General features: G+C 61.8%; 24 protein-coding genes. All 24 read right to left on the bottom strand.

Translation table 11 applies throughout. The features are described 5' to 3' along the window. Positions 1-6 precede the first annotated feature (6 nt). Positions 7-843, bottom strand: coding sequence for a HalD/BesD family halogenase (locus EI983_RS06950; protein ID WP_157706652.1), 837 nt, complete (start codon positions 841-843; stop codon positions 7-9). 135 nt (positions 844-978) lie between these two features. Further along, positions 979-2,649 carry a ribonuclease J gene (locus EI983_RS06945; RefSeq protein ID WP_157706651.1) on the bottom strand — a complete coding sequence of 557 codons (1,671 nt, stop codon included), beginning with the start codon at positions 2,647-2,649 and terminating at the stop codon, positions 979-981. A 3-nt stretch (positions 2,650-2,652) separates the two neighbouring features. Continuing rightward, positions 2,653-3,426, bottom strand: coding sequence for a type III pantothenate kinase (locus EI983_RS06940; protein ID WP_157706650.1), 774 nt, complete (start codon positions 3,424-3,426; stop codon positions 2,653-2,655). Positions 3,427-3,437: 11 nt separating this feature from the next. Further along, on the bottom strand, positions 3,438-4,190 hold the full coding sequence (locus EI983_RS06935) for a biotin--[acetyl-CoA-carboxylase] ligase (RefSeq protein ID WP_157706649.1): 753 nt from the start codon (positions 4,188-4,190) through the stop codon (positions 3,438-3,440). Positions 4,191-4,254: 64 nt separating this feature from the next. Continuing rightward, a complete protein-coding gene (gene nuoN / locus EI983_RS06930) occupies positions 4,255-5,688 on the bottom strand; it encodes an NADH-quinone oxidoreductase subunit NuoN (RefSeq protein WP_157706648.1) in 1,434 nt (477 codons plus the stop codon). Positions 5,689-5,703: 15 nt separating this feature from the next. Then, positions 5,704-7,251, bottom strand: a complete 1,548-nt coding sequence (locus EI983_RS06925) for an NADH-quinone oxidoreductase subunit M (RefSeq protein ID WP_157706647.1) — start codon at positions 7,249-7,251, stop codon at positions 5,704-5,706. Beyond that, positions 7,251-9,404: an NADH-quinone oxidoreductase subunit L gene (gene nuoL, locus EI983_RS06920; protein ID WP_157706646.1), complete on the bottom strand. Its 2,154-nt coding sequence runs from the start codon at positions 9,402-9,404 to the stop codon at positions 7,251-7,253. Before nuoL ends, EI983_RS06925 begins: the two co-directional genes overlap by 1 nt. Before the next feature lie 4 nt (positions 9,405-9,408). Then, entirely contained in the window at positions 9,409-9,714 is a 306-nt protein-coding gene (gene nuoK / locus EI983_RS06915) for an NADH-quinone oxidoreductase subunit NuoK (protein WP_157706645.1), read from the bottom strand. Between the two features lie 99 nt (positions 9,715-9,813). Next, positions 9,814-10,422: an NADH-quinone oxidoreductase subunit J gene (locus EI983_RS06910; RefSeq protein ID WP_157706644.1), complete on the bottom strand. Its 609-nt coding sequence runs from the start codon at positions 10,420-10,422 to the stop codon at positions 9,814-9,816. After that, positions 10,419-10,832 carry a carboxymuconolactone decarboxylase family protein gene (locus EI983_RS06905; RefSeq protein ID WP_157706643.1) on the bottom strand — a complete coding sequence of 138 codons (414 nt, stop codon included), beginning with the start codon at positions 10,830-10,832 and terminating at the stop codon, positions 10,419-10,421. The genes EI983_RS06910 and EI983_RS06905 overlap by 4 nt, the downstream gene beginning before the upstream one ends. Then, positions 10,829-11,323 (bottom strand): NADH-quinone oxidoreductase subunit NuoI, encoded by a 495-nt coding sequence (gene nuoI, locus EI983_RS06900; protein WP_157706642.1) that lies wholly within the window; start codon positions 11,321-11,323, stop codon positions 10,829-10,831. Before nuoI ends, EI983_RS06905 begins: the two co-directional genes overlap by 4 nt. 3 nt (positions 11,324-11,326) lie before the next feature. Then, complete coding sequence (locus EI983_RS06895; RefSeq protein WP_157706641.1) at positions 11,327-12,094, bottom strand: methyltransferase domain-containing protein; 768 nt, start codon at positions 12,092-12,094, stop codon at positions 11,327-11,329. Between the two features lie 8 nt (positions 12,095-12,102). Further along, positions 12,103-13,140, bottom strand: a complete 1,038-nt coding sequence (gene nuoH, locus EI983_RS06890; RefSeq protein WP_157706640.1) for an NADH-quinone oxidoreductase subunit NuoH — start codon at positions 13,138-13,140, stop codon at positions 12,103-12,105. A gap of 7 nt (positions 13,141-13,147) precedes the next feature. Beyond that, positions 13,148-13,552: a hypothetical protein gene (locus tag EI983_RS06885; RefSeq protein ID WP_157706639.1), complete on the bottom strand. Its 405-nt coding sequence runs from the start codon at positions 13,550-13,552 to the stop codon at positions 13,148-13,150. Then, on the bottom strand, positions 13,552-15,564 hold the full coding sequence (nuoG, locus tag EI983_RS06880; protein ID WP_157706638.1) for an NADH-quinone oxidoreductase subunit NuoG: 2,013 nt from the start codon (positions 15,562-15,564) through the stop codon (positions 13,552-13,554). Before nuoG ends, EI983_RS06885 begins: the two co-directional genes overlap by 1 nt. 6 nt (positions 15,565-15,570) lie before the next feature. Continuing rightward, a complete protein-coding gene (locus EI983_RS06875; RefSeq protein WP_157706637.1) occupies positions 15,571-15,969 on the bottom strand; it encodes a DUF5333 domain-containing protein in 399 nt (132 codons plus the stop codon). Between the two features lie 125 nt (positions 15,970-16,094). Then, on the bottom strand, positions 16,095-16,430 hold the full coding sequence (locus EI983_RS06870; RefSeq protein ID WP_157706636.1) for a hypothetical protein: 336 nt from the start codon (positions 16,428-16,430) through the stop codon (positions 16,095-16,097). 11 nt (positions 16,431-16,441) lie between these two features. Continuing rightward, positions 16,442-16,867 (bottom strand): MAPEG family protein, encoded by a 426-nt coding sequence (locus EI983_RS06865; protein ID WP_246162328.1) that lies wholly within the window; start codon positions 16,865-16,867, stop codon positions 16,442-16,444. Further along, positions 16,864-17,313 carry a DUF3291 domain-containing protein gene (locus EI983_RS06860; RefSeq protein ID WP_157706635.1) on the bottom strand — a complete coding sequence of 150 codons (450 nt, stop codon included), beginning with the start codon at positions 17,311-17,313 and terminating at the stop codon, positions 16,864-16,866. The genes EI983_RS06865 and EI983_RS06860 overlap by 4 nt, the downstream gene beginning before the upstream one ends. A 3-nt stretch (positions 17,314-17,316) precedes the next feature. After that, positions 17,317-18,612, bottom strand: coding sequence for an NADH-quinone oxidoreductase subunit NuoF (nuoF, locus tag EI983_RS06855; RefSeq protein ID WP_157706634.1), 1,296 nt, complete (start codon positions 18,610-18,612; stop codon positions 17,317-17,319). 4 nt (positions 18,613-18,616) lie between these two features. Next, positions 18,617-18,838: a DUF5337 domain-containing protein gene (locus EI983_RS06850; protein ID WP_157706633.1), complete on the bottom strand. Its 222-nt coding sequence runs from the start codon at positions 18,836-18,838 to the stop codon at positions 18,617-18,619. 13 nt (positions 18,839-18,851) lie between these two features. Further along, complete coding sequence (locus EI983_RS06845) at positions 18,852-19,610, bottom strand: NADH:ubiquinone oxidoreductase (RefSeq protein ID WP_157706632.1); 759 nt, start codon at positions 19,608-19,610, stop codon at positions 18,852-18,854. A gap of 45 nt (positions 19,611-19,655) precedes the next feature. Beyond that, the gene (locus tag EI983_RS06840) at positions 19,656-20,810 is read right to left on the bottom strand and encodes an NADH-quinone oxidoreductase subunit E (protein WP_157706631.1); all 1,155 of its coding nucleotides are present in this window, start codon (positions 20,808-20,810) and stop codon (positions 19,656-19,658) included. An 84-nt stretch (positions 20,811-20,894) separates the two neighbouring features. Next, positions 20,895-21,194 (bottom strand): hypothetical protein, encoded by a 300-nt coding sequence (locus EI983_RS06835; RefSeq protein WP_246162326.1) that lies wholly within the window; start codon positions 21,192-21,194, stop codon positions 20,895-20,897. Between the last annotated feature and the right edge of the window lie 14 nt (positions 21,195-21,208).

The raw sequence follows: 21,208 nt of genomic DNA, 5'->3' as shown, positions 1-21,208 counted from the left end.
CTTCCCTCAATCGATATAGGCGTCCGCCCTTTGCCCGGCCCGCTCATGGTGAACCGGCAGGGTCCGGCCATAAAGCTGCTCGGTGCGCTCCACGCTGCCCACCATGCCCGGCTCTTCCACATAGGAAAAAATCGCCACATATCTGGGCCTTGCACCCTTTAGCGGCGCCACCCGGTGCAGCGAATACCGCCCCCGGAACAGTTGCAGATCGCCCGGTTCGAGATGCAGCACCGTCACCCGCTCCGAGGTGCCGTTCAGCACCTTCGCGACCTCGGCAAAATTCTCATCCCCCTCGCGGATGCCGGGCGCATACTCAAACGCGCCCCCCTCTTCGGCGTTCTGAATGGCCAGCGTCACGGTGAAATTGTTGGTGTCGAAATGCCAGGGAAAGCCATTGCCCTCCTCGGCCATGTTCACGATCACATCGGCCAGCGGATCGGCATAGCGGTAAAACTTCTCCTCCTGCAGGCAATCCTGGATAAACCTGTCAAAGCCGGGATAGTCATGCACCTGCCGCAACGGCCCTTCCGGCACAAAATTGTCCGCCGGGATAAACGCGTTCGAGCGGTCGAAGAACTGCCGCCTCGGATCGTCTTCGGGCAGGCTCGGGTCGTCGCGGGTGAAATAGGCATTGGTCCGGCTGTGCGAGTGGTGCCCCTTGTCGGCCACGCTCTCGGCCTCCGCCGTCAGCGCCGCGATCCCGGCCCCGGTCAGGAACCCCTTGAGCACCGCACAGCCATCCTCGGCCAGCGCTGCGCGCGCCCGCGCGATCACGGCGTCACGGTCGGGTCCGGCCCGGTCAATCGGATAGCGGTCAAGGTCGATATACTGGCTGGCGCTCATGGCGGTCCCTCAAAAGTGGTTACACGCCACCTAACCGCCCGTTCGCCCGTCCCGTCTCGTCAGATTGCGACATATGCGCCCGATTGTTCGATTGTACAAAACAGGGGGTCATTTTGTACGTTTTGTACAAAATTTTCAGGCCGACAATCGCGAGATCACCACCGTCACTTCCGGCTTCTTGCCGATCTCGCCCTGCGCCGTGTTCCGCGCGATCTTGCGCAAGCCGTCTTCCAGCTTGTCGTCATCCATGAGCGTCTTCGATCCGGCCCGGCCCAGATACTGGCTCAGGTCTTCCTCCAGCACATCCACCAGCGGTGCTCGGCTGACACCTGTCTCCGCCAAGCCTCTGATTTCACACCAGGGTTCGCCCAACGGCTCATCATCCTCATCAAGGATCACATTCACCATCACATGCCCGTTCAGCGCCATACGAATACGGTCGCGCACGATCCCGTCCAGCGCCCCGATCTGGACCGAGCCATCCAGATAGGTCCGCCCGGTCTCGACATACTCGGCCACTGTGGGTGTTTCGCCGCCGAGGTCAATCATCGTGCCATTCGGTGCAAGAATGCCTTTGAACCCGTTGGATTTGCTCAGTTTTACATGTTCCCGCAGATGCCGATGCTCGCCATGCATGGGCACCACCAGCTTCGGATTGACCAGCTTGTGCATCGTGCTCAGATCCGGCCGGTTGGCATGGCCCGACACGTGATAGAGCCCGCCGGATTCGTCCACAACATCGACGCCCATCTCACTGAAATTATTCATGATTCTGGCCACCCCGCGTTCGTTCCCCGGAATGGTCTTGGAGCTGAAGAGGAACGTGTCCCCCTCCTTAAGCGTGATCCCCTGATATTTGCCATTGCTCAGCTGCGCACTCGCCGCGCGCCGCTCCCCCTGGCTTCCCGTGACGATCAGCATCACGTTCTCGCGGGGAATTTCCTTTACTTCCTCGGGGCTTATCGTGCGCGGAAAGCCGGTAAGCACGCCTGTTTCCACCGAGGCCTCGATCATCCGCCGCATCGCACGGCCCAGCAAACACACCGACCGCCCCGCCGCCTGTGCCGCTTCGGCCAGCGTCTTTACCCGCGCCACGTTACTGGCAAAGGTCGTGGCCACCACCATCCCCTTGCATCCGGCGACGAGTTTCTCGATTTCCGGGCCAAGCGCACTTTCAGAACGCCCCCCATGTGCATTGAAAACATTGGTAGAATCGCACATGAGCGCCAGCACGCCAGCCGCGCCGATCTGTTTCCAGGCATCCTCGTCAAACGGCTCGCCCACAACCGGCGCATGGTCGATCTTGAAGTCGCCCGAATGCACCAGGCGCTGCCCGGCCACGTCGATCACCAGTCCGGAACTCTCTGGAATTGAATGAGAAATAGGAACAAACCCCACGGTGAAGGGCCCCGCCTGCACGGTTTCCGGCCAGGGCGAAACCGTGGTGACCGCCCGCTCCGGATGGCCATGCTCCTCCATCTTGCGCCGGGCGATATTGGCGGTGAAGGCACGGGCATAAACCGGCGCGCCCAGATCCCCCCAGAAATGCGCCAGAGCGCCCACATGATCCTCATGCGCATGGGTGATGAAGATCGCCTCCAGCTGTTCACGACGCTCTTTAAGCCATTGAATATCCGGCAAAATCAGATCAACACCGGGGCTGCCATCCATGTCCGGAAAGGTCACACCCAGATCCACCAGGATCAGCCGCTCCTGCCCCGGCTGGCCAACCCCGTAGACATAGGCATTCATCCCGATCTCGCCCGCCCCACCCAGAGGCAGATAGATCACCCGTTCACTGCTCATCGCTTATCCCAACGCCTTGTTATACTCATGGATGACGGTCAGCCCGTGCATCGTCAGATCGTCCTCGATCACATCGAACAACTCTTCCGTCTCGGCAAACAATGGCGCCAGCCCGCCAGTGCCGATCACCGTCATCTCGCGCTCGCGCTCCGCCTTGATCCGGTCGCAGATTTCCTTGACCAGCCCGATATAGCCCCAGAACACACCCGATTGCATACAGGCTACCGTGTTGGTTCCAATGACATTTTGCGGCTTCGAGATATCCACATGCGGCAAGGCGGCCGCCGCCATATGCAGCGCCTCCAGGCTCAGGTTGACCCCCGGCGCGATCACCCCGCCGATGTAATTTCCGTCCTTCGAGACCACATCGAATGTCGTGGCCGTACCGAAATCCACCACGATCAGATCGCCACCATGCCGGTCAAACGCCCCCGCCGCATTGACCAGCCGGTCCGGCCCCACGATCGTGCCCTCATCCACTTTCGGCTCATGCGGCAGCGCGCATTCGGGCTTGCCCACCACCAGGGGACGACAGCCAAAGAACCGGTCGGCAAAAACCCGCAGGTTGAACACCACCCGCGGCACCGTGGACGAGATGATTACATCGGTGATATCCACCTCGATCCCGTAATGCTTCACCAGCGTGGAATACCATGTAAAATAGGCATCCGCCGTGCGCGCATGGTGGGTCGAGGTCCGCAAGGTGCAGATGAACTCGGTCCCGTCCCAGATCGCAAAAACGGTGTTGGTATTGCCGCAATCAATGGCCAGAAGCATCTCGGCCCCTTTCAGAAAAAGACTTCGGCCGCCGGAATGGCATGCCGGGTTTTGCCGCTCAATAGAACAAGATTGCCCGCCTCGTCCACCGTTTGAAACGTTCCGGTGATCTCGTCGCGGGCCGTTCGGGCGGTGATCACCTCGCCCAGCTTTGCCGCCCGGTCGAGCCAGAGCCTGCGGATCGGCGCAAAACCAAGCTCGGTGAATTGCGCCTCATGGCGGGCAAAGGCCGCCGCCAGAACGTCCAGAAACGCCTCGGGCGTGACCGCGACACCGGTTTCGGACAGCAAGGAGACAGGCCGCACAGCCCCCGGCTCCACCTGATCCGCGCCCGGCGCTTCACGCAGGTTCACCCCGATACCGATCATGAAATGGCTCAGCCCCGCGGCACTTCCGGCGCTCTCCAGCAGGATACCAGCCAGCTTGCCACCGTTCAGCAACACATCATTGGGCCATTTCAGCGCCAGTCCCGCGCTGCGTCCGGTCACCGCGACACAGGCATCATAGAGCGCCAGCGACGCCACGAAAGAGCGCAGCGCCATCTGCTCCGCACTGCCCTCGGGCCGCATCACCAGCGTGGCCGCGAAATTCCCCTCCGGATTGGCCCAGGCCCGCCCGCGCCGCCCGCGCGCCGCGGTCTGGTGAAGCGCCAGAATCCATTCAGGCCCCGCCAGCGTGCCTGCAATCCGTGCGGCCTCGGCATTGGTGCTGTCCACTTCGGCCAGCACACGCCTCCCATATCCAGATGGCCACACCGCTTTCATTGTTCCGAAAATACTCCCGCCGGAGGCAAGATACTCTTTGACACCCCGGCGGTCCTCAGCCCGATCAGTTGACCAGGGTCGCCGCCGCCGCCTGCGCCATGCCCTCGACCCCGAACATGTTGATAATGCCGAGAAGCATGATCGCCGCCGACACCATCAGGAAGCCCCATTGCACCGGGGATTTGCCGGTTTCCAGGCCGTCGCCTTCCTCGCCGAAATACATGTAATAGACGATTCGCAGGTAATAGAACGCACCGATCACCGACGCGATCACCCCCGCAATGGCAAGCCAGGCCAGCCCACCTTCATAAGCCGCGCGCAGCACATAAAGCTTGCCGAAGAAGCCCAGCAGCGGCGGCACACCGGCGAGGCTGAACAGCAGGATCAGCATCGCGAAGGCGCGGGTCGGATGGGCGCGGGAATACATGTTCAGGCTGGCGATATCCGTCACCGGCTGGCCGTCACGCTCCATCGACAGGATGAAGGCGAAGGTGCCGATATTCATCGTCACATAGATGGCCATATAGATCAGCATCGCCTGCACACCAAAGGCCGTCCCGGCGGCAAGGCCCATCAGGGCAAAGCCCATATGCGCGATCGAGGAATAGGCCATCAGCCGCTTGATATCGGTCTGCCCGATAGCGGCAACAGCGCCGAGGAACATCGACAGAAGCGCCAGCAGCGCCACGATCTGTTGCCAGTCGCCCACCACATTGCCAAAGGCGTCATGCATGACACGCGCGAAAAGCGCCATGGCGGCCATCTTGGGCGCGGTGGCAAAAAAGGCGGTGATCGGTGTGGGCGCCCCTTCGTAGACGTCGGGCGTCCACATGTGGAAGGGCACGGCCGAGACCTTGAACGCAAGGCCCGACATCACGAAGACCAGCCCCAGAAGCAGCCCGATCGGGGCCTGATCCTGTGCCGAGGTGATGATGCCCGAGAAGAGCGTTGTGCCGGCATAGCCATAAACCAGAGAGCAGCCATACAGCAGCAGGCCCGAGCTGAGCGCGCCCAGAACGAAATACTTCAGGCCGGCCTCGGTGGACTTGGCGCTGTCGCGCCGCAGGGAGGCCACCACATAAAGCGCAAGCGATTGTAGCTCCAGCCCCATGTAAAGCGCCATCAGGTCGCCCGCGCTGACCATCATCATCATACCGACCGCACAAAGCGCGATAAGCAGCGGATACTCAAACCGCATCAGGTTGCGGCGGGCCATGTATTCCTGTCCCAGCACCAGAATGGCCGCGGCGGACAGCAGGATCGTCACCTTGGCAAATCGGGCGAACCCGTCATCGACAAACATGCCGCCAAAGGCCTCACGCGTGCCGTTCGCGGTGGATCCGATCCAAAGCGCCACAGCCACGAAAAGCGCCGCGGTGAGCCAGAGCAGCATCCCCGCCATCCGGTCCTTGCCTGTATAGACCGCGCCCAGGAGCGCTGCGATCGCATAGACCGAGAGGATGATCTCGGGCAGGATTACGTTCAGGTCGGCCTGCATATCTCTGGCCCTCCGTTACTGCGCGGCACTTGCGGTCTGGTTCGCGGTCTCTGCCGCGGCCAGCGCCGTGTCGTAATTGTCGATCAAGGCCGCAACGGACGGCCCGATGATATCGGTCACAAGGCTCGGGTAGACCCCGAGGAGCAGCGTCATCACCACGAGCGGCGCAAAGATCGCGCGCTCGCGCCCGGACATGTCCGAAATGCTCTTGAGGCTTTCCTTGATCAGATCGCCCAGCACCACCCGACGATAGAGCCAGAGCGCATAGGCCGCCGACAGGATCACACCCGACGTGGCCACCAGAGCCACCCAGGTGTTGACCTGGAAGATGCCCACCAGCGTCAGGAACTCCCCGATAAAGCCCGAGGTACCCGGCAGGCCGACATTGGCCATGGTGAAAAGCATGAAGATCAGCGCATAGGCGGGCATCCGGTTTACGAGGCCGCCATAGGCGTCGATCTCGCGGGTGTGCATCCGGTCATAGATCACCCCGACGCAGAGGAAGAGCGCGCCGGAGATGAAGCCGTGGCTGAGCATCTGGAAGATCGCCCCGTCAATGCCCTGCTGGTTGGCCGCAAAGATGCCCATGGTGACATACCCCATATGGGCCACAGAACTGTAGGCGATGAGCTTTTTCATGTCCTCCTGCGCCAGTGCGACCAGCGAGGTGTAGACGATGGCGATGGCCGACATCCACAGGACCAGCGGCGTCATCACCTCCGAGCCCACAGGGAACATCGGCAGGGAGAAGCGCAGGAAACCATAGCCGCCCATCTTCAGCAGGATCGCCGCCAGAACGACCGAGCCCGCGGTGGGCGCCTGCACGTGAGCATCGGGCAGCCATGTGTGCACCGGCCACATCGGCATCTTCACCGCGAAGCTGGCGAAGAAGGCGAGGAACATCAGCGTCTGCATGCCCCCCACGATATGCACGCCCAGCACCGAGAAGCTGTCGGAGGCAAAGGTGTGGTTCATCAGCGTCGGGATGTCGGTGGTGCCCGCCTCGGCGAACATCGCCACCATCGCCACCAGCATCAGCACCGAGCCGAGGAAAGTGTAGAGGAAGAACTTGAAGCTGGCATAGATCCGCTCCTTGCCGCCCCAGATGCCGATGATCAGGAACATCGGGATCAGACCTGCCTCGAAGAAGAGGTAGAAGAGCACCAGATCGAGCGCCATGAACACGCCCAGCATCAGCGTCTCAAGCACGAGGAAGGCAATCATGTATTCCTTCACCCGCACCGTCACATTCCACGAGGCAGCAATGGTGAGCGGCATCATGAAGGTGGTCAGCAACACGAACAGCACGCTGATTCCATCGACGCCCATCTTGTATTTCAGCCCCAGAAGCCAGGTATGCTCTTCCACGAACTGGAAGCCGGTATCGTCGGGGTCAAAGCCCGCGAGGATAAAGAGCGACACCAGGAAGGTCAGCGAGGTGGCAATCAGCGCCACCCATTTGGCGTTGCGATTGGCGGCCTCGTCATCGCCCCGCAGGAAAACGCCCAGGATCAGGGCCGCGATGGCGGGGATGAAGGTGGTGATCGAAAGAAGGTTATCCATTATTCAGCCCCCCCCGAGATCGTCATCCAGGTGATAAGCACCGCGATCCCGATCACCATGGCGAACGCATAGGTAAAGATGTAGCCCGATTGTGCCCGGCCAGCGAGCCGGGTGAAGAAGGGGATGATCCCCATCGCAACCCCGTTGATCGAGCCGTCGATGACAGTGCCGTCCCCCTTCTTCCAGAAGGCTTTGCCAAGCCACATGGCCGGCCGGACGAAAAGGAAGTCGTAGATCTCGTCGAAATACCACTTGTTCAGCAGGAACAGGTAGAGCGGGCGCTGGTTTTCCGCCAGGCGGCGCGGGATCGACGGATTGACGATATAGAACCAATAGGCCGTGACCAGTCCGATGATCATCGCGATGAACGGGCTGACCTTGACCCATTTCGGCACGTAATGCGCCTCGTTCAGGATGTCGTTGTCGGCGGCCGCATAGATTGCCCCGTCGCCCGGGTTACCCGCGAGCACGTAATGCGGCTTGGCGTCTTTGTCTTTCTTCTCCCCGGCATGCTCATCCGCCTCTTTCGTGGCGGCCTCGCCATGGCCGTCGTCGCCATGCCCGTCATCCTTGGCCTCGCCGTGATCATCGCCATGCGCATCGCCATGTGCGGCCTCGGCGTGATAGGGCACGTTGAAGAATTTGGCCACCTCGTCGGTCTTGCCGAAGAAGCTGTTGTACCAGACCATCCCGGCCAGCACGGAGCCGATGGCCAGCACGCCAAGCGGGACCAGCATGACCGCGGGGCTTTCATGGGCATGTTCATGGGTGTGCTTGTCGCCGCGCGGCTTGCCCCAGAAGGTCAGGAACATCAGCCGCCAGCTGTAGAAGCTGGTAAAGAGCGCCGCCACCACGAGCATCCAGAAGGCATAGCCGCCCGCCGTGCCCGCATAGGCGCTTTCGATCACCGCGTCCTTGGAGAGGAACCCAGCAAAACCGATGGTCGTCAGCGGAATGCCCACACCGGTGATGGCCAGCGTGCCGATCAGCATGGCCCAGAAGGTCACCGGCAGCTTCTTGCGAAGTCCGCCATAGTTGCGCATGTCCTGCTCGTGATGCATCCCGTGGATGACCGAGCCGGCGCCAAGAAACAGCATCGCCTTGAAGAACGCGTGGGTGAAGAGGTGGAACATGGCCACCGAGTAGACGCCCACGCCCGCGGCCACGAACATGTACCCCAGCTGCGAACAGGTGGAATAGGCGATGACGCGTTTGATATCGTTCTGCACCAGGCCCACCGTGGCCGCAAAGAAGGCCGTGGAGGCGCCGAGGAAGGTGATCAGCGCCTTGGCATCAGGGGCGTATTCAATCAGCGGCGACATACGGCAGACAAGGAACACGCCCGCCGTCACCATCGTGGCCGCGTGGATCAGCGCCGACACCGGCGTCGGGCCTTCCATCGCGTCAGGCAGCCAGGTGTGCAGGAAGAGCTGTGCCGATTTACCCATGGCCCCGATAAAGAGCAGCACGGCAATCAGGTTGGCCGCGTTCCATTCGGTCCACAGGAAGGTCAGCTGCGTTTCCGAAAGCTGCTGGGCGGCGGCGAAAATGTCATCGAACTTGACGCTGTCGACCAGGAAGTAGATCGCGAAAATGCCCAGGGCAAAGCCGAAATCGCCCACCCGGTTGACCACGAAGGCCTTGATCGAGGCGGCATTGGCGCTGGGTTTGCGGAAGTAGAAGCCGATCAGAAGGTAAGAGGCGAGGCCCACACCCTCCCAGCCGAAGAACATCTGCACGAGGTTATCGGCGGTGACCAGCATGAGCATGGCGAAGGTGAAGAGGCTGAGATAGGCGAAGAAGCGCGGGCGATAGCTCTCATCCTCGCGGAAGTTTTCGTCATGCGCCATGTAGCCCATGGAATAGAGATGGACGAGCGCCGAGACGGTGGTGACGACGATCAGCATGATCGCGGTCAGCCGGTCCAGCCGGATCGACCAGCTTGTATCGAGCGTGCCGGACTGCACCCAGTCCAGGATGTGGATATGCTGGGTTTCGTCGCCCAGGCCCAGGAACACGATCCAGCTCAGGATCGCGGCCAGGAACAACAGGCCGGTGGTGACCCATTGCGCCGCCACATCACCAATGATGCGCCAGCCGAACCCCGCGATGATGGCCCCGATGAGAGGCGCGAAGAGGATTGTTTGCTCCATCGTCTCAGCCTTTCATCACGTTGACATCTTCGACCGCGATCGTGCCGCGGTTGCGGAAGAAGCAGACCAGGATCGCAAGGCCAATGGCGGCCTCGGCGGCGGCCACGGTCAGCACAAAGAGGGTGAAGACCTGGCCGACAAGATCTCCGGCAAAGCTGGAGAAGGCCACCAGGTTGATATTGACCGAAAGCAGCATCAGCTCGATCGACATGAGCAGGATGATGATGTTCTTCCGGTTCAGGAAGAGGCCGAAGATGCCGATGACGAACAGCGCCGCCGCCACCGTCAGGTAATGCTCAATTCCTATCATGTCGTCGTCCCTCGGTTCTCTTATCTGTGGGGTCTCATCGGCCCCGGTCGTCTTTTGTCCGTCATGCCCCGGATCTGATCCGGGGGCCTATTCTTTGCCTCAGAGCCCCTGCCCCGGTTTCACGTCCCGCAGCTCCATCGCCTTGGCCGGATCGCGGTACATCTGCGCCAGCACGTTCTGGCGTTTGATGTCAGAGCGGTGGCGCAGGGTCAGCATGATGGCGCCGATCATGGCCACCAGCAGGATCAGCCCCGCAAGTTGGAACAGCAGGAAGTATTTGTCATAGAGCAAGAGGCCGAGCGCCTCGGTATTGGTCACCCCCACAGGGGCCACGGCCCCGCGCGCAGCTTCGGCGCCTTCCGCGGTCTCCCACGCGCCATAGGCCATGCCGATCTGCATCAGGATGATCACCCCGATCAGCAGCGCCAGCGGCATATACTTGGCCATCTCCGCCTTCAGCTCGGCGAAATCCACGTCGAGCATCATGACGACGAAGAGGAACAGCACCATGACCGCGCCGACATAGACGATGATCAGCAGCATGGCGACGAACTCGGCCCCCAGAAGCACGAAGAGTCCGGCAGAGCTGATAAAGGCCAGGATCAGCCAGAGCACCGAATGCACCGGGTTGCGGCTGATCACGGTGAAAAGCCCGCCAACAATGGCCGAAACGGCAAAGAGGTAGAAGGCGATAGCTGCAAAAGTCATGACGTTTCGTCCTCTTTATTGTCCCCGTCGAGCACCTCGCGCGCATATTCCATCGCGCGGGTCATGGACGGGATACCGGCAAACATCGACATCATCCCGATGGTTTCGGCAATCTCATCTTTTGTGGCCCCGGCCTCGAGCGCGTGGCGCACGGTCATGCGCATCTGTGTGGCACTTTGCGCGCCCAGCATGGTGAGCCCCGCAAGCGTGATCAGCAGCCGCGTCTTGGCATCCAGACCGTCCTTGTTCAACCCCTTGCCAAAGGCCATTTCCATGAATTCCTTGGGCATGGTCGGCCACAGGCTTTCAAACCCCTTGGGCGAGAAGCTTTCCATCGCCGGATTCATGGCTTTCACCATCTCCTGCGCCTGGGCCATCATGGCCTCGAAGGGGTTCGTGGGGTTGCTCATCTGTACGGTGCGTCCAGTTCGAGGTTGCGGGCGATCTCGGCTTCCCAGCGATCGCCGTTTTCCAGAAGCTTGGCCTTGTCGTAGAACAGCTCCTCGCGGGTTTCGGTGGCAAACTCGAAGTTTGGCCCTTCGACGATGGCATCGACCGGGCAGGCCTCCTGACAGAAGCCGCAATAGATGCATTTCGTCATGTCGATGTCATAGCGGGTGGTCCGGCGGGAGCCGTCATCGCGCGGCTCGGCGTCGATGGTGATCGCCTGCGCCGGGCAGATCGCCTCGCAGAGTTTGCAGGCAATGCAGCGCTCCTCGCCATTAGGATAACGGCGCAGGGCATGTTCGCCGCGAAAGCGCGGGGAAAGCGGCCCCTTTTCATGCGGGTAATTCAGCGTGGCCTTGGGGGCGAAGAAATACTTCAGCCCCAGCTTGAAGCCGACGAAGAAATCCTTGAGCAGGAAATACCCGGCAGCACGTCCATAATCGATCTGGGTCATGTCTCAGCCCCTCGCCTGTTGCAGTCTGGTCTCGCCGGCAGTGTCATGCCCGGCCCATTTGGTTTCATAATCGCTTTGCAGCGCGAATGTCGGCAGGTGGGACTCGTCGGTCTTTTCCACCTCGTAATAAAGATAGGTGCGCCCCGGCCCGATCTTGCCCTTGAGCCACAGGCGATGCCCGGTCAGCGCCGGATCCTGAAACTCCACCTGGCTGAAGTCCTGATCGGGCTCCACCGGAACGGCGCGGCAGTCGATGACGCGGCAATTGCAGGCGCGGCCCCAGAAGGTCCAGACCAGCTCGGGGTTGAACTGATACATACCGTGGCCATACCAGCCGTTCAGCCCGTTGGCCGACACGAACCGCCCGCCGGGTTTCAGCATCCGAAAGATACCTTCCAGCTCGTTGGGCACGTTGAACACATGCTCCACCGTGCCACCGTCAAAGATCAGGTCGAACTGGTTCTCAAGGCTCTCATCGGGCAGCGTGTTCAGGTCATGGATCACCTGCGCGCCTTCGTAATCAGAGAAATCCATCGTCTCGATCTCGCCAAAGCCGAGGCGGCGCATCAGCGTTTCGGCAAAACCGTCCTCTTGCAGGAAATCGAACCGCTTGGCGTCGATCCCGTGACGCTTGAGCGTGGCCTCGTACATCTGGCGATACCTTGTCTGGATACCGAACGCCTGACGGCCAAGCATAAGCGTCCGACCTTCCGGTTTGAACCGGGTCGAAAGCTCTACCAGCCTGTCAAAAAGGACGTAGTCGACACCCATGACCGTGATCAGCCTCCCATCGCGTAGCGGGCCCAGAAGGCGCCGAAGACTTCGAACTTCGCCAGGAAGGACACGATCACGACCCAGGCCAGGCTGAGCGGCAGGAATACTTTCCAGCCGATGCGCATGAGCTGGTCATAGCGATACCGCGGGGTGATCGCCTTCACCATGGCGAAGATGAAGAAGAAGAAGGCCATCTTGGCAATCATCCAGAGCACCCCGTCGGGGATACCCGGGATGGGCGAGAGCCAACCGCCGAAGAACAGAAGCGAGGTGAGCGCGCACATCAGGAAGATGGCGATATATTCGCCCGCCATGAACAAAAGGAAGGGCGTTGCGGAATATTCCACCTGATAGCCCGCGACGAGTTCCGATTCCGCCTCGGGCAGGTCGAAGGGAGGCCGGTTCGTTTCGGCCAGGCAGGAGATGAAGAACAGGAACACCATCGGCAGATGCGGCAGCCAGTACCATCCGAAGAAGCCATAGGCGGTGTCCTGCGCGGACACGATGGCGCCGAAATTCATGCTGCCCGTCGAAATGATCACACCGATGATGATCAAACCGATGGACACCTCGTAGGAGATCATCTGCGCCGCCGAGCGCAACGAGCCCAGGAACGGGTATTTGGAGTTCGACGCCCAGCCGCCCATGATCACGCCGTAAACCTCCAGCGAGGACATGGCGAAGACATAGAGGATGGCGACGTTAATGTCAGAGATCACCCAGCCCTCATTGAACGGGATCACCGCCCAGGCGATCACCGCCAGCACGAAGCTGGTCATGGGCGCCAGGAAGAAGACCGGCTTGTCGGCGCCTGCTGGCACCACCACTTCCTTGACCACGTATTTCAGCGCGTCGGCCACCGATTGCAGCAGGCCGAACGTGCCCACCACGTTGGGCCCGCGGCGCATCTGAACGGCGGCCCAGATCTTGCGGTCGCCATAGACAAGGAACAAGAGGCTGATCATCACGAAGCCCAGCACCGCAAGGCATTGGGCCAGGATAATCACGAATGTCCCGAGCGGGGTTGTAAAGAATTCAGCCATCAGTCCCTCATACCATCGGTATTCCGTTTTCCGCACAGTCGGCGGCGACGACTTCCGCGTCGATTTTTTTCAGCCCGTCGGGCAGGTCCGGCGAGATCGTATAAACCGCATCGCCGCGCCAGATGCCACCCTGTTCCGACACGGTCGTGCGCAAATGCCGCGCAAAACCATAGCCCCGGATCAGCGTGTATTGCGCTGCGGCGCATTCGGCATAGCGCGCGACATCCCCACGGTTGCGCGCACCCGTCATTTCCACCCGGAAATTCACCAAATCGCCGTCCAGAAGCCGTGTCTCAATGCCGCGATAGTCCGGCGCAAAGCGGGTGACGGTGTCAGGCGACGTGGCCTGACAGCCCCCCAGCGCGCCGATCATGGCGAGCGACACAGGTGTTATGGCGGCGGCGGTGCGCATTACTCGGCGGCAACCGGCGGGTTGGCGCGCGCCTTGGCGTTGGCGCTGAGCTCGGCCATCAGGGCCGAGGCGCGGGCGATCGGGTTGGTCAGGTAGAAATCACCGATCGCGGCGGGCATATGCCCTTTGCCCAGCTCGGCGGCGGGGACCATCTCCCACGCGTTTTCCGGCACCTCGTCGATCTGCGCCAGATGCGGCACCTCACCCACCAGCGCCGTGCGCAGCTGCGCCAGGTTATCAAAGGGCAATGTTGCGCCCATCTCGCCCGACAGCGCCCGCAGGATCGCCCAGTTTTCCTTGGCCTCGCCCGGCGGATGGCCGGCGCGCAGGGCAAGCTGCGGACGGCCTTCGGTGTTCACGAACAGCCCTTGTTCCTCGGTATAGGCGGCCCCGGGCAGGATCACGTCCGCGCGGTGCGCGCCCCGGTCGCCATGGCTGCCCTGGTAGATCACAAAGGCCCCCGGTGCGATGTCGATCTCATCGGCACCCAGGTTATAGATCACGTCGGCCCCGTCGAGCGCCGCGGTGATCCCGCCCTCGGTGGTGCAGCCTGCGTCCATCGCCCCGACGCGGCCCGCCGCGCTGTGAAGGACCAGCATCTTGCCGCCCAGCTTCTCGGTCAGTTGCATCGCATGGTTCAGAACGCCTGCGCCGTTCTCGCCCATCAGCCCACCCTGGCCGACGATCACGATGGCGCCGTCCTGTTCCGCCGCCTCGTTCACCAGACGGACCAGGAACCGGTTGCCCGCTCCCATATGGTTGGCGTCATAGGTAAAGCTGGTTTCGGCGCCCACATGGGTCACCTCGGCTCCGGCCAGCCAGGCCTTGCGGATGCGCGCGTTCAGCACGGGGGCTTCTACCGCCGGGTCGGTGCCGATGAGGTAGATATGCCTGGCGCTGTCGATCTCTTCCACCGCGGCCGTGCCGACATAGGCCGACCGGTTGCCCGGCACCAGATGCGCGCCATCGGTGCGGCATTCGACGCGTCCGCCCTGCCCTTCGATCAGTTGCTTGAGCGCATAGGCCGCCTCGACCGGGGCCAAATCGCCCACGAGGCCGGTCACGCTCTTCGCTCCCTTGACGGCCTCCGCCGCCTTCGTGAGCGCCTCGCTCCAGCTGGCCGGGCGCAGCTTGCCATTCTCACGGATATAGGGCTTGTCGAGCCGCTGGCGGCGCAGCCCGTCCCAGACAAAGCGCGTCTTGTCGGAGATCCATTCCTCGTTCACGCCGTCATGGTTGCGCGGCAGGATGCGCATCACTTCGCGGCCCTTGCAATCCACCCGGATGTTGGAGCCGAGCGCATCCATCACGTCGATCGTTTCGGTCTTGCGCAGTTCCCAGGGCCGCGCGGTGAAGGCATAGGGCTTCGACACCAGCGCCCCAACCGGGCAAAGGTCGATGATATTGCCCTGCAGGTTGCTGTCGAGCGTTTCGCCCAGATAGGACGTGATCTCGGCATCCTCGCCGCGGCCGGTCTGGCCCATCTGGGTGATGCCCGCCACCTCGGTGGTGAAGCGCACGCAGCGGGTGCAGGAGATGCAGCGGGTCATATGCGTTTCGACCAGCGGTCCGAGGTCGAGGTCGTCCACCGCACGCTTGGGCTCGCGGAAGCGGCTGAAGTCCACCCCGTAAGCCATTGCCTGATCCTGCAAATCACACTCGCCGCCCTGATCGCAGATCGGGCAATCCAGCGGGTGGTTGATGAGCAGAAACTCCATCACGCCTTCGCGGGCCTTCTTGACCATGGGTGAGTTCGTCTTGACCACCGGCGGCTGGCCCTCGGGGCCGGGCCGCAGGTCGCGCACCTGCATGGCACAGGAGGCGGCGGGCTTGGGCGGCCCGCCCACAACTTCCACAAGGCACATCCGGCAGTTGCCCGCGATGCTAAGCCGCTCGTGATAGCAAAAGCGCGGTATCTCGACCCCCACCTGTTCACAGGCCTGGATCAGGGTCATGGCCCCGTCCACTTCGATTTCCTGATCGTCGATGATGACTTTGCGAAGGTCTGACATGTGGTCTCACTTTGCTCTTAACAGTTGCCCCACGGGGCTGTTCTTATTGATCTCCGCGTGGCCCAGCACGCAGAGGCTGTCGGGGTCAAGGTTGCTGGCCCCTTTCGATTTGAAATAGGCATTGCGGCGTTCGCGCATTTTGCGCTTCTCGTCGCTGTCATCCACATAGGCCTCGATCTCGGCCATGGTGTATCCGCGCGCCTCGGCGCGTTCCTTCAGCTCATTGGCATAGGCGCGGGCGCGGAACATCCGGGCACCGATGGTGGAGCATTCACGCTGAATCTTCTCGGCCACGGCCGCCACGAGCAAGCCGTTATTGAGGTCGGTTTCATCCTGCAGACCCGCTGACGCGGCGGTGCCGACGCCCAGGGCCGCGACCAGAACAAGGGGGGTGATCATACGCATACCAGTTTCTCCTTCCATGCGAACAGCCGGGCGCGCACAGGATGCGCCCCGGTTGCCCCGACATGGGGAGAGCTCGGGTTGATATACAATATCATCCGCCCAAGCACCTGATATGTTGCAATTTTTTACCACGTGACGCAGCGCCCCGTCATTTGCAGATTGCCGTTGCTGACAACCAGCGCCTCGGCCGGGCTGTCCGGGCCCACGACCCATTCGATTTCGGATGTGCCGAAGGTTTCGATACAATAGCGTGAGCCGCCATGCCGCCCGGCTTCGCGCGCACCATCGATGCCCTGTGACGCCTTGCGGACATTGACAACAAACGCCTTGCGATCGTCCTTCGACACCGCCTTGCCCTTTGTCGGATAATGCTTGCCGTCGAAATAGACCCGCTTGGCCCGTTCGACACAGCCGCTGAGCAGGGTGACGGTGAGCAGAGAGATGATGAGTGCGCGCAACATGGTCTGTTCCCCTACCCGCCTATGGCTGCAAAAATGGCGAGAAGCGCCAGGATGAGACAAATGAGCCAGCCCGCCACATATGTGAACGAGCGCAGGCTCATATCGGGTTTGCCGATGCCCTTGATATGCACCACCGCCAGAAAGATGCGGATCACCAGAAAGAGCGAGGCAAGCAGGTTCACCCAGAACGGGCTGGCTCCCGCCAGAATTGCCGCCAGCGTGACCGCCGCGAACGTGCCAATGCTCTCGGCGAGGTTGCCATAGGCGCGGTGCCAGCGATAGCAGGCGTTGGTATAGTCCTGCTCGGGCGTCGCACCTGGGGCGAGGCCCATTGCGGATTTCTTCATTGCGGATAGCGGGCTCATGATCAGCAGCAGGATCGCCGTACCCGCCAGGGCCACGATCGCGTGGGAATAGGGTGCGAACGGTTCCATCATGCACTCTCCCTCTTGTCCTGATCCAGCCAGGCCCAGTCAAACGCCGCGTCGGACGCCCCAAGATGGCGCAGACGATCCAGCTTGCCCCTGGCCTCGGCAAGATCGGGACGATGCCCCGTCGGCACCCGCCACAGAACCAGATGCGCGCGGTCCAGTTTCTCGAACCACTCGCCCTTGCGGGTCAGAAAATGCTTGTGCAGCGTGTTCCAGACATAGTGGCGCAGGGTTGCGACACTTTCCCAGACCGTCAGGTTCACGACAATCCGCGGGTCGTCGTCCACGTCTTCGTCAACCGCACCGCCAGCGAAGGTCTCATACTTCCAGACGAAGCCATCACTGCGTTCTGCAATCCGGTTCAACACATCGACGCCCGCCACGAAATCGGCAACCCGGGGGTCGTCGAGATCATAGGCAAGTCTGCCGATATTGAACTGGGCAAGCTGCATTGTTTACTCCGCCGCCACCGCGCTGACGCGGCCGGTTTTCTGGGCCTTGATGCGGTCCTCGATCTCATCCCGGAAGTTTTTGATCAGGCCCTGAATGGGCCAGGCCGCCGCGTCGCCGAGCGCACAGATCGTGTGCCCCTCGACCTGTTTGGTCACGTCGAGAAGCATGTCGATTTCCTCGACCTCGGCCTCGCCCTTTACCAGCCGGTCCATGACCCGCATCATCCAGCCCGTGCCTTCGCGGCAGGGCGTGCACTGACCACAGCTTTCGTGCTTGTAGAACTTGGACAGGCGCCAGATCGCCTTGATGATGTCGGTGTCCTTGTCCATGACGATCACCGCCGCCGTACCCAGCGAGCTGCCCACCTGGCGCAGACCGTCGAAATCCATCGTGGCGTCGCGGATCGTCTCGCCGCGCACGCACGGCACAGAGGACCCGCCGGGGATCACCGCCTTAAGATTGTCCCAGCCGCCGCGAATGCCGCCGCAATGTTTCTCGATCAGCTCCTCGAAGCTGATCGACATCGCATCTTCGACCACACAAGGATTGTTCACATGGCCCGAGATGGCAAAAATCTTGGTGCCCGCGTTGTTGGCGTTGCCGAACCCGGCAAACCAGTCCGCCCCGCGCCGCAGGATGGTCGGCACAACGGCGATCGATTCCACGTTGTTCACCGTGGTCGGGCAGCCATAGAGCCCCGCCCCCGCCGGGAAGGGTGGCTTCATGCGCGGCATGCCCTTCTTGCCCTCAAGGCTTTCCAGAAGCGCGGTTTCCTCACCACAGATATAGGCCCCGGCCCCGTGATGCAGGTAGAGGTCGAAATCCCAGCCCGAGTTACAGGCGTTGCGGCCGATCAGACCGGCCTCATAGGCCTCGTCGATGGCGTTCTGCAGCGCTTCTTTCTCGCGGATATATTCGCCGCGGATGTAGATATAGCAGGCATGCGCATTCATCGCGAAGCTGGCGATCAGGCAGCCCTCGACCAGAGTATGCGGGTCATGGCGCATGATCTCGCGGTCCTTGCAGGTGCCGGGCTCGGATTCGTCGGCATTGACCACCAGATAGGCCGGACGCCCGTCGCTTTCCTTGGGCATGAACGACCATTTCAGCCCGGTGGGGAAGCCCGCGCCGCCCCGCCCGCGCAGACCCGAGGCCTTCATCTGGTCGATGATCCAGTCGCGCCCGTTCTGCAGGATCTTGGCGGTGCCGTCCCAATGGCCGCGCGCCTGCGCGCCCTTGAGGCTGCGATCGTGCATCCCGTAAAGATTGGTAAAGATACGATCCTGGTCTTTCAGCATCCCGCTACCTCTGATTGTCCTGGCGCAAGCGCCACATTTGATAGATCAACACAAACGCCCAGATGAACCCCGCGAGGGCGAGCATGTCGAAGAGCGCGCGCATCCTGTTGGTCAGCTCCAGATGCCCGCCGATCAGCGTCGCAAGAATCCAGAACACACCGGTGCCCGCGATCACCATCGCGGTGAAGCGGCCCTTGCGTGCAATCTGTTGATCCTTGTCCGACATTGCTCATCTTGCGTTAGTACACATCGCCATCTTCGACGCGTTTGGAAAATTCGGTCTCGCCCCCGGAGGCGAGGATCTTGGCCTGTGCCACCCATTCGTCACGGGTCACGCGGCCCTTGAAGCCTTGCAGATTGGCGTCGACCCAGGCCACCTCATCCGCCGTCCAGGCGGCGATCTGGTCGAAATGGTAGAAGCCGAGCTCATTGCAGAGCTTTTCAAGTTTGGGGCCGATCCCCTTGATTTCCTTGAGGTTGTCGGCACCGCCATCGCGCGGACCTGAGAGGGCTGCCGGGCGCGAACCTTCATCGGTGCCTTCGCGCACACCGTCCCCATCATAATCGGGGGTGGAGGCTGCCTCTTCGGCCTTGCGGGCCGCCTCGGCCTCCGCTGCTTTTGCCTGCGCCTCGGCCTCGGCCTTGGCTTTTGCCTCAGCCTCCGCTTTCGCTGCGGCCTCCGCCTCCGCCTTTGCCTGTGCGTCCGCCTCGGCCTGTGCTTTGGCCTGAGCTTCGGCAGCCGCCGCAGCAGCGGCTTCGCCGTCATCGGCCTGAGCGTCCGATGCACCGGTCTCAACACTCGTCGCGGCACCCGCAGTATCAGACGTGCAGAAAAGGCGCGTCAGAACCAGCCCGAGGAAGGCGGCAAAGGCCATACCCACAAGAAGGGCCGCAATGAAACTTGTCGGCTCGCGCGCCACCAGAAACACCAATATCCCGGCGATTGCCGAGATCAGCCAACACACGATTGTGCAGGTGGTCCAATATCCTGAATTCATGACTGGTTACTCCCTGATATGACGGGTGCCTTGCTCACCTTTTACTCACTTCTTCTTCCTGGCGGAAAACTCGGTCTCGCCTCCGGCTGCCAGAATCTTGGCTTGGTCGACCCAGGTATCGCGGCTCACCCGGCCCTTGAACCCTTCGAGGTTCTGATCGACCCAGGCCACCTCGTCGGCGGTCCATTCGGCAATCTGGTCAAAATGATAAAAGCCAAGTGAATGGAGGAGTTTTTCCAGCTTGGGCCCGACACCTTTGATCAGCTTCAGATCATCCGCCTTGCCGTCGCGCGCCGCCTCAAGCGCCTGCGGTTTGGTGCCTGCACCCTCCGCCGACTTGGCCACAGCCGCGGGCTTTTCAGCCTCTGCCAGCTTGGTCGCCGGTTTCTCCTCGGCCACGGCCTTTGCAGGTTTTTCAGCGGGCTTCGCCTCGGGGGCGGCAGGTTGCTTTGCAACTTTCACCGTGGACGGCGCAGGATCATGCATCGCGCCCTTGTCGCGCCAGGGGGCAATCAGGGGGACTTCGGTACCGTCGATGCGCTTGATCGTGTCGCCGATATCGGTGGCCAGTTGCACACTGGCGTTGTATTTCGTCTTGCCGGTGTCGAACTCGGTAAGGCTGGTCAGCCCCGATTTGGGTTCCGACGCATAGCGGCCATTCTGGGGGCCCGGGACCGGCACCTTGCCCGCGGCCATTTCATCCAGCATCTCGGCGAAGCGTTCGGCTGTCAGGTCTTCGTAATAATCCTTGCCGATCTGGGCCATAGGCGCGTTGGCGCAGGCCCCGAGGCATTCCACCTCTTCCCAGCTGAATTTGCCATCGGCGCTCAGGGTGTGGGGCTTGTCGGCGATCTTCTCGCGGCAGACACCGATCAGGTCCTCGGCGCCGCAAATCATGCAGGAGGTCGTGCCGCAAATCTGAATATGGGCAACGGATCCAACGGGTTGCATCTGAAACATGAAGTAGAACGAGGCCACTTCGAGCGCCCGGATATAAGCCATGTCGAGCATATCCGCGACCGTTTCGATCGCCGGACGGGTCAGCCAGCCCTCCTGCTCCTGCGCACGCCACAGAAGCGGGATGATCGCGCTGGCCTGGCGGCCTTCGGGATATTTGGAAATCTGCGCCTCGGCCCAGGCCTGATTGGCAGGGGTGAAGGCGAAGCTCTCGGGCTGGTCGTGATACAGTCTGCGCAGCATGGTCAAACAGTCTTTTCAGGTCTCGAAGGCGGGAATTCCCGCCCATCTTGTTTCAATGCATCCCGGAGGCCGGGATAATCCGGCTCAGGCGGCGGGTTCTGGCGTGCAGTCGCCCACAACCAGACGCGCGCCGCCGCTTTCAAGCTCAACGGCCTTTCCCGTCGCCAGATGGAACGACACCAGGTCGGTCGCCTGTTGGCGGGTCAGCCCGGCTTGCAGCTCCACCGGAAGATAGTCGCTTTCGCCCACCATCTCGCAGCCGATGCTGGCCACGGCGGCCTGAAAACGCGCCACATCTTCGGCACTGGTGCCTTGCGGCGGCACTTCACAGCCCGCCAGCACCATCAGGCCCGCGAGGCCGGCCAGTTTCATAGTCAATCGCATCAGAGTCCCCTTTC

The organism is Roseovarius faecimaris (genome assembly GCF_009762325.1).
Lineage (GTDB): Bacteria > Pseudomonadota > Alphaproteobacteria > Rhodobacterales > Rhodobacteraceae > Roseovarius > Roseovarius faecimaris.
Note: the sequence above shows the minus strand (reverse complement) of the source record. Positions and strands in the feature narration are given on the sequence as shown.

Coding starts and splice junctions, on each gene's coding strand:
- EI983_RS06845 (WP_157706632.1), bottom strand. CDS start 19,610: ATGAATTCAGGATATTGGACCACCTGCACAATCGTGTGTTGGCTGATC.
- EI983_RS06870 (WP_157706636.1), bottom strand. CDS start 16,430: ATGTTGCGCGCACTCATCATCTCTCTGCTCACCGTCACCCTGCTCAGC.
- EI983_RS06895 (WP_157706641.1), bottom strand. CDS start 12,094: ATGGGTGTCGACTACGTCCTTTTTGACAGGCTGGTAGAGCTTTCGACC.
- nuoH (WP_157706640.1), bottom strand. CDS start 13,140: ATGGCTGAATTCTTTACAACCCCGCTCGGGACATTCGTGATTATCCTG.
- EI983_RS06860 (WP_157706635.1), bottom strand. CDS start 17,313: ATGCAGCTTGCCCAGTTCAATATCGGCAGACTTGCCTATGATCTCGAC.
- EI983_RS06925 (WP_157706647.1), bottom strand. CDS start 7,251: ATGGATAACCTTCTTTCGATCACCACCTTCATCCCCGCCATCGCGGCC.
- EI983_RS06840 (WP_157706631.1), bottom strand. CDS start 20,810: ATGCTGCGCAGACTGTATCACGACCAGCCCGAGAGCTTCGCCTTCACC.
- EI983_RS06875 (WP_157706637.1), bottom strand. CDS start 15,969: ATGCGTATGATCACCCCCCTTGTTCTGGTCGCGGCCCTGGGCGTCGGC.
- EI983_RS06935 (WP_157706649.1), bottom strand. CDS start 4,190: ATGAAAGCGGTGTGGCCATCTGGATATGGGAGGCGTGTGCTGGCCGAA.
- EI983_RS06850 (WP_157706633.1), bottom strand. CDS start 18,838: ATGTCGGACAAGGATCAACAGATTGCACGCAAGGGCCGCTTCACCGCG.
- nuoK (WP_157706645.1), bottom strand. CDS start 9,714: ATGATAGGAATTGAGCATTACCTGACGGTGGCGGCGGCGCTGTTCGTC.
- nuoN (WP_157706648.1), bottom strand. CDS start 5,688: ATGCAGGCCGACCTGAACGTAATCCTGCCCGAGATCATCCTCTCGGTC.
- nuoF (WP_157706634.1), bottom strand. CDS start 18,612: ATGCTGAAAGACCAGGATCGTATCTTTACCAATCTTTACGGGATGCAC.
- EI983_RS06835 (WP_246162326.1), bottom strand. CDS start 21,194: ATGCGATTGACTATGAAACTGGCCGGCCTCGCGGGCCTGATGGTGCTG.
- nuoG (WP_157706638.1), bottom strand. CDS start 15,564: ATGTCAGACCTTCGCAAAGTCATCATCGACGATCAGGAAATCGAAGTG.
- EI983_RS06940 (WP_157706650.1), bottom strand. CDS start 3,426: ATGCTTCTGGCCATTGATTGCGGCAATACCAACACCGTTTTTGCGATC.
- EI983_RS06910 (WP_157706644.1), bottom strand. CDS start 10,422: ATGACTTTTGCAGCTATCGCCTTCTACCTCTTTGCCGTTTCGGCCATT.
- EI983_RS06865 (WP_246162328.1), bottom strand. CDS start 16,867: ATGATGGAACCGTTCGCACCCTATTCCCACGCGATCGTGGCCCTGGCG.
- EI983_RS06885 (WP_157706639.1), bottom strand. CDS start 13,552: ATGCGCACCGCCGCCGCCATAACACCTGTGTCGCTCGCCATGATCGGC.
- nuoL (WP_157706646.1), bottom strand. CDS start 9,404: ATGGAGCAAACAATCCTCTTCGCGCCTCTCATCGGGGCCATCATCGCG.
- EI983_RS06945 (WP_157706651.1), bottom strand. CDS start 2,649: ATGAGCAGTGAACGGGTGATCTATCTGCCTCTGGGTGGGGCGGGCGAG.
- EI983_RS06950 (WP_157706652.1), bottom strand. CDS start 843: ATGAGCGCCAGCCAGTATATCGACCTTGACCGCTATCCGATTGACCGG.
- nuoI (WP_157706642.1), bottom strand. CDS start 11,323: ATGACCCAGATCGATTATGGACGTGCTGCCGGGTATTTCCTGCTCAAG.
- EI983_RS06905 (WP_157706643.1), bottom strand. CDS start 10,832: ATGAGCAACCCCACGAACCCCTTCGAGGCCATGATGGCCCAGGCGCAG.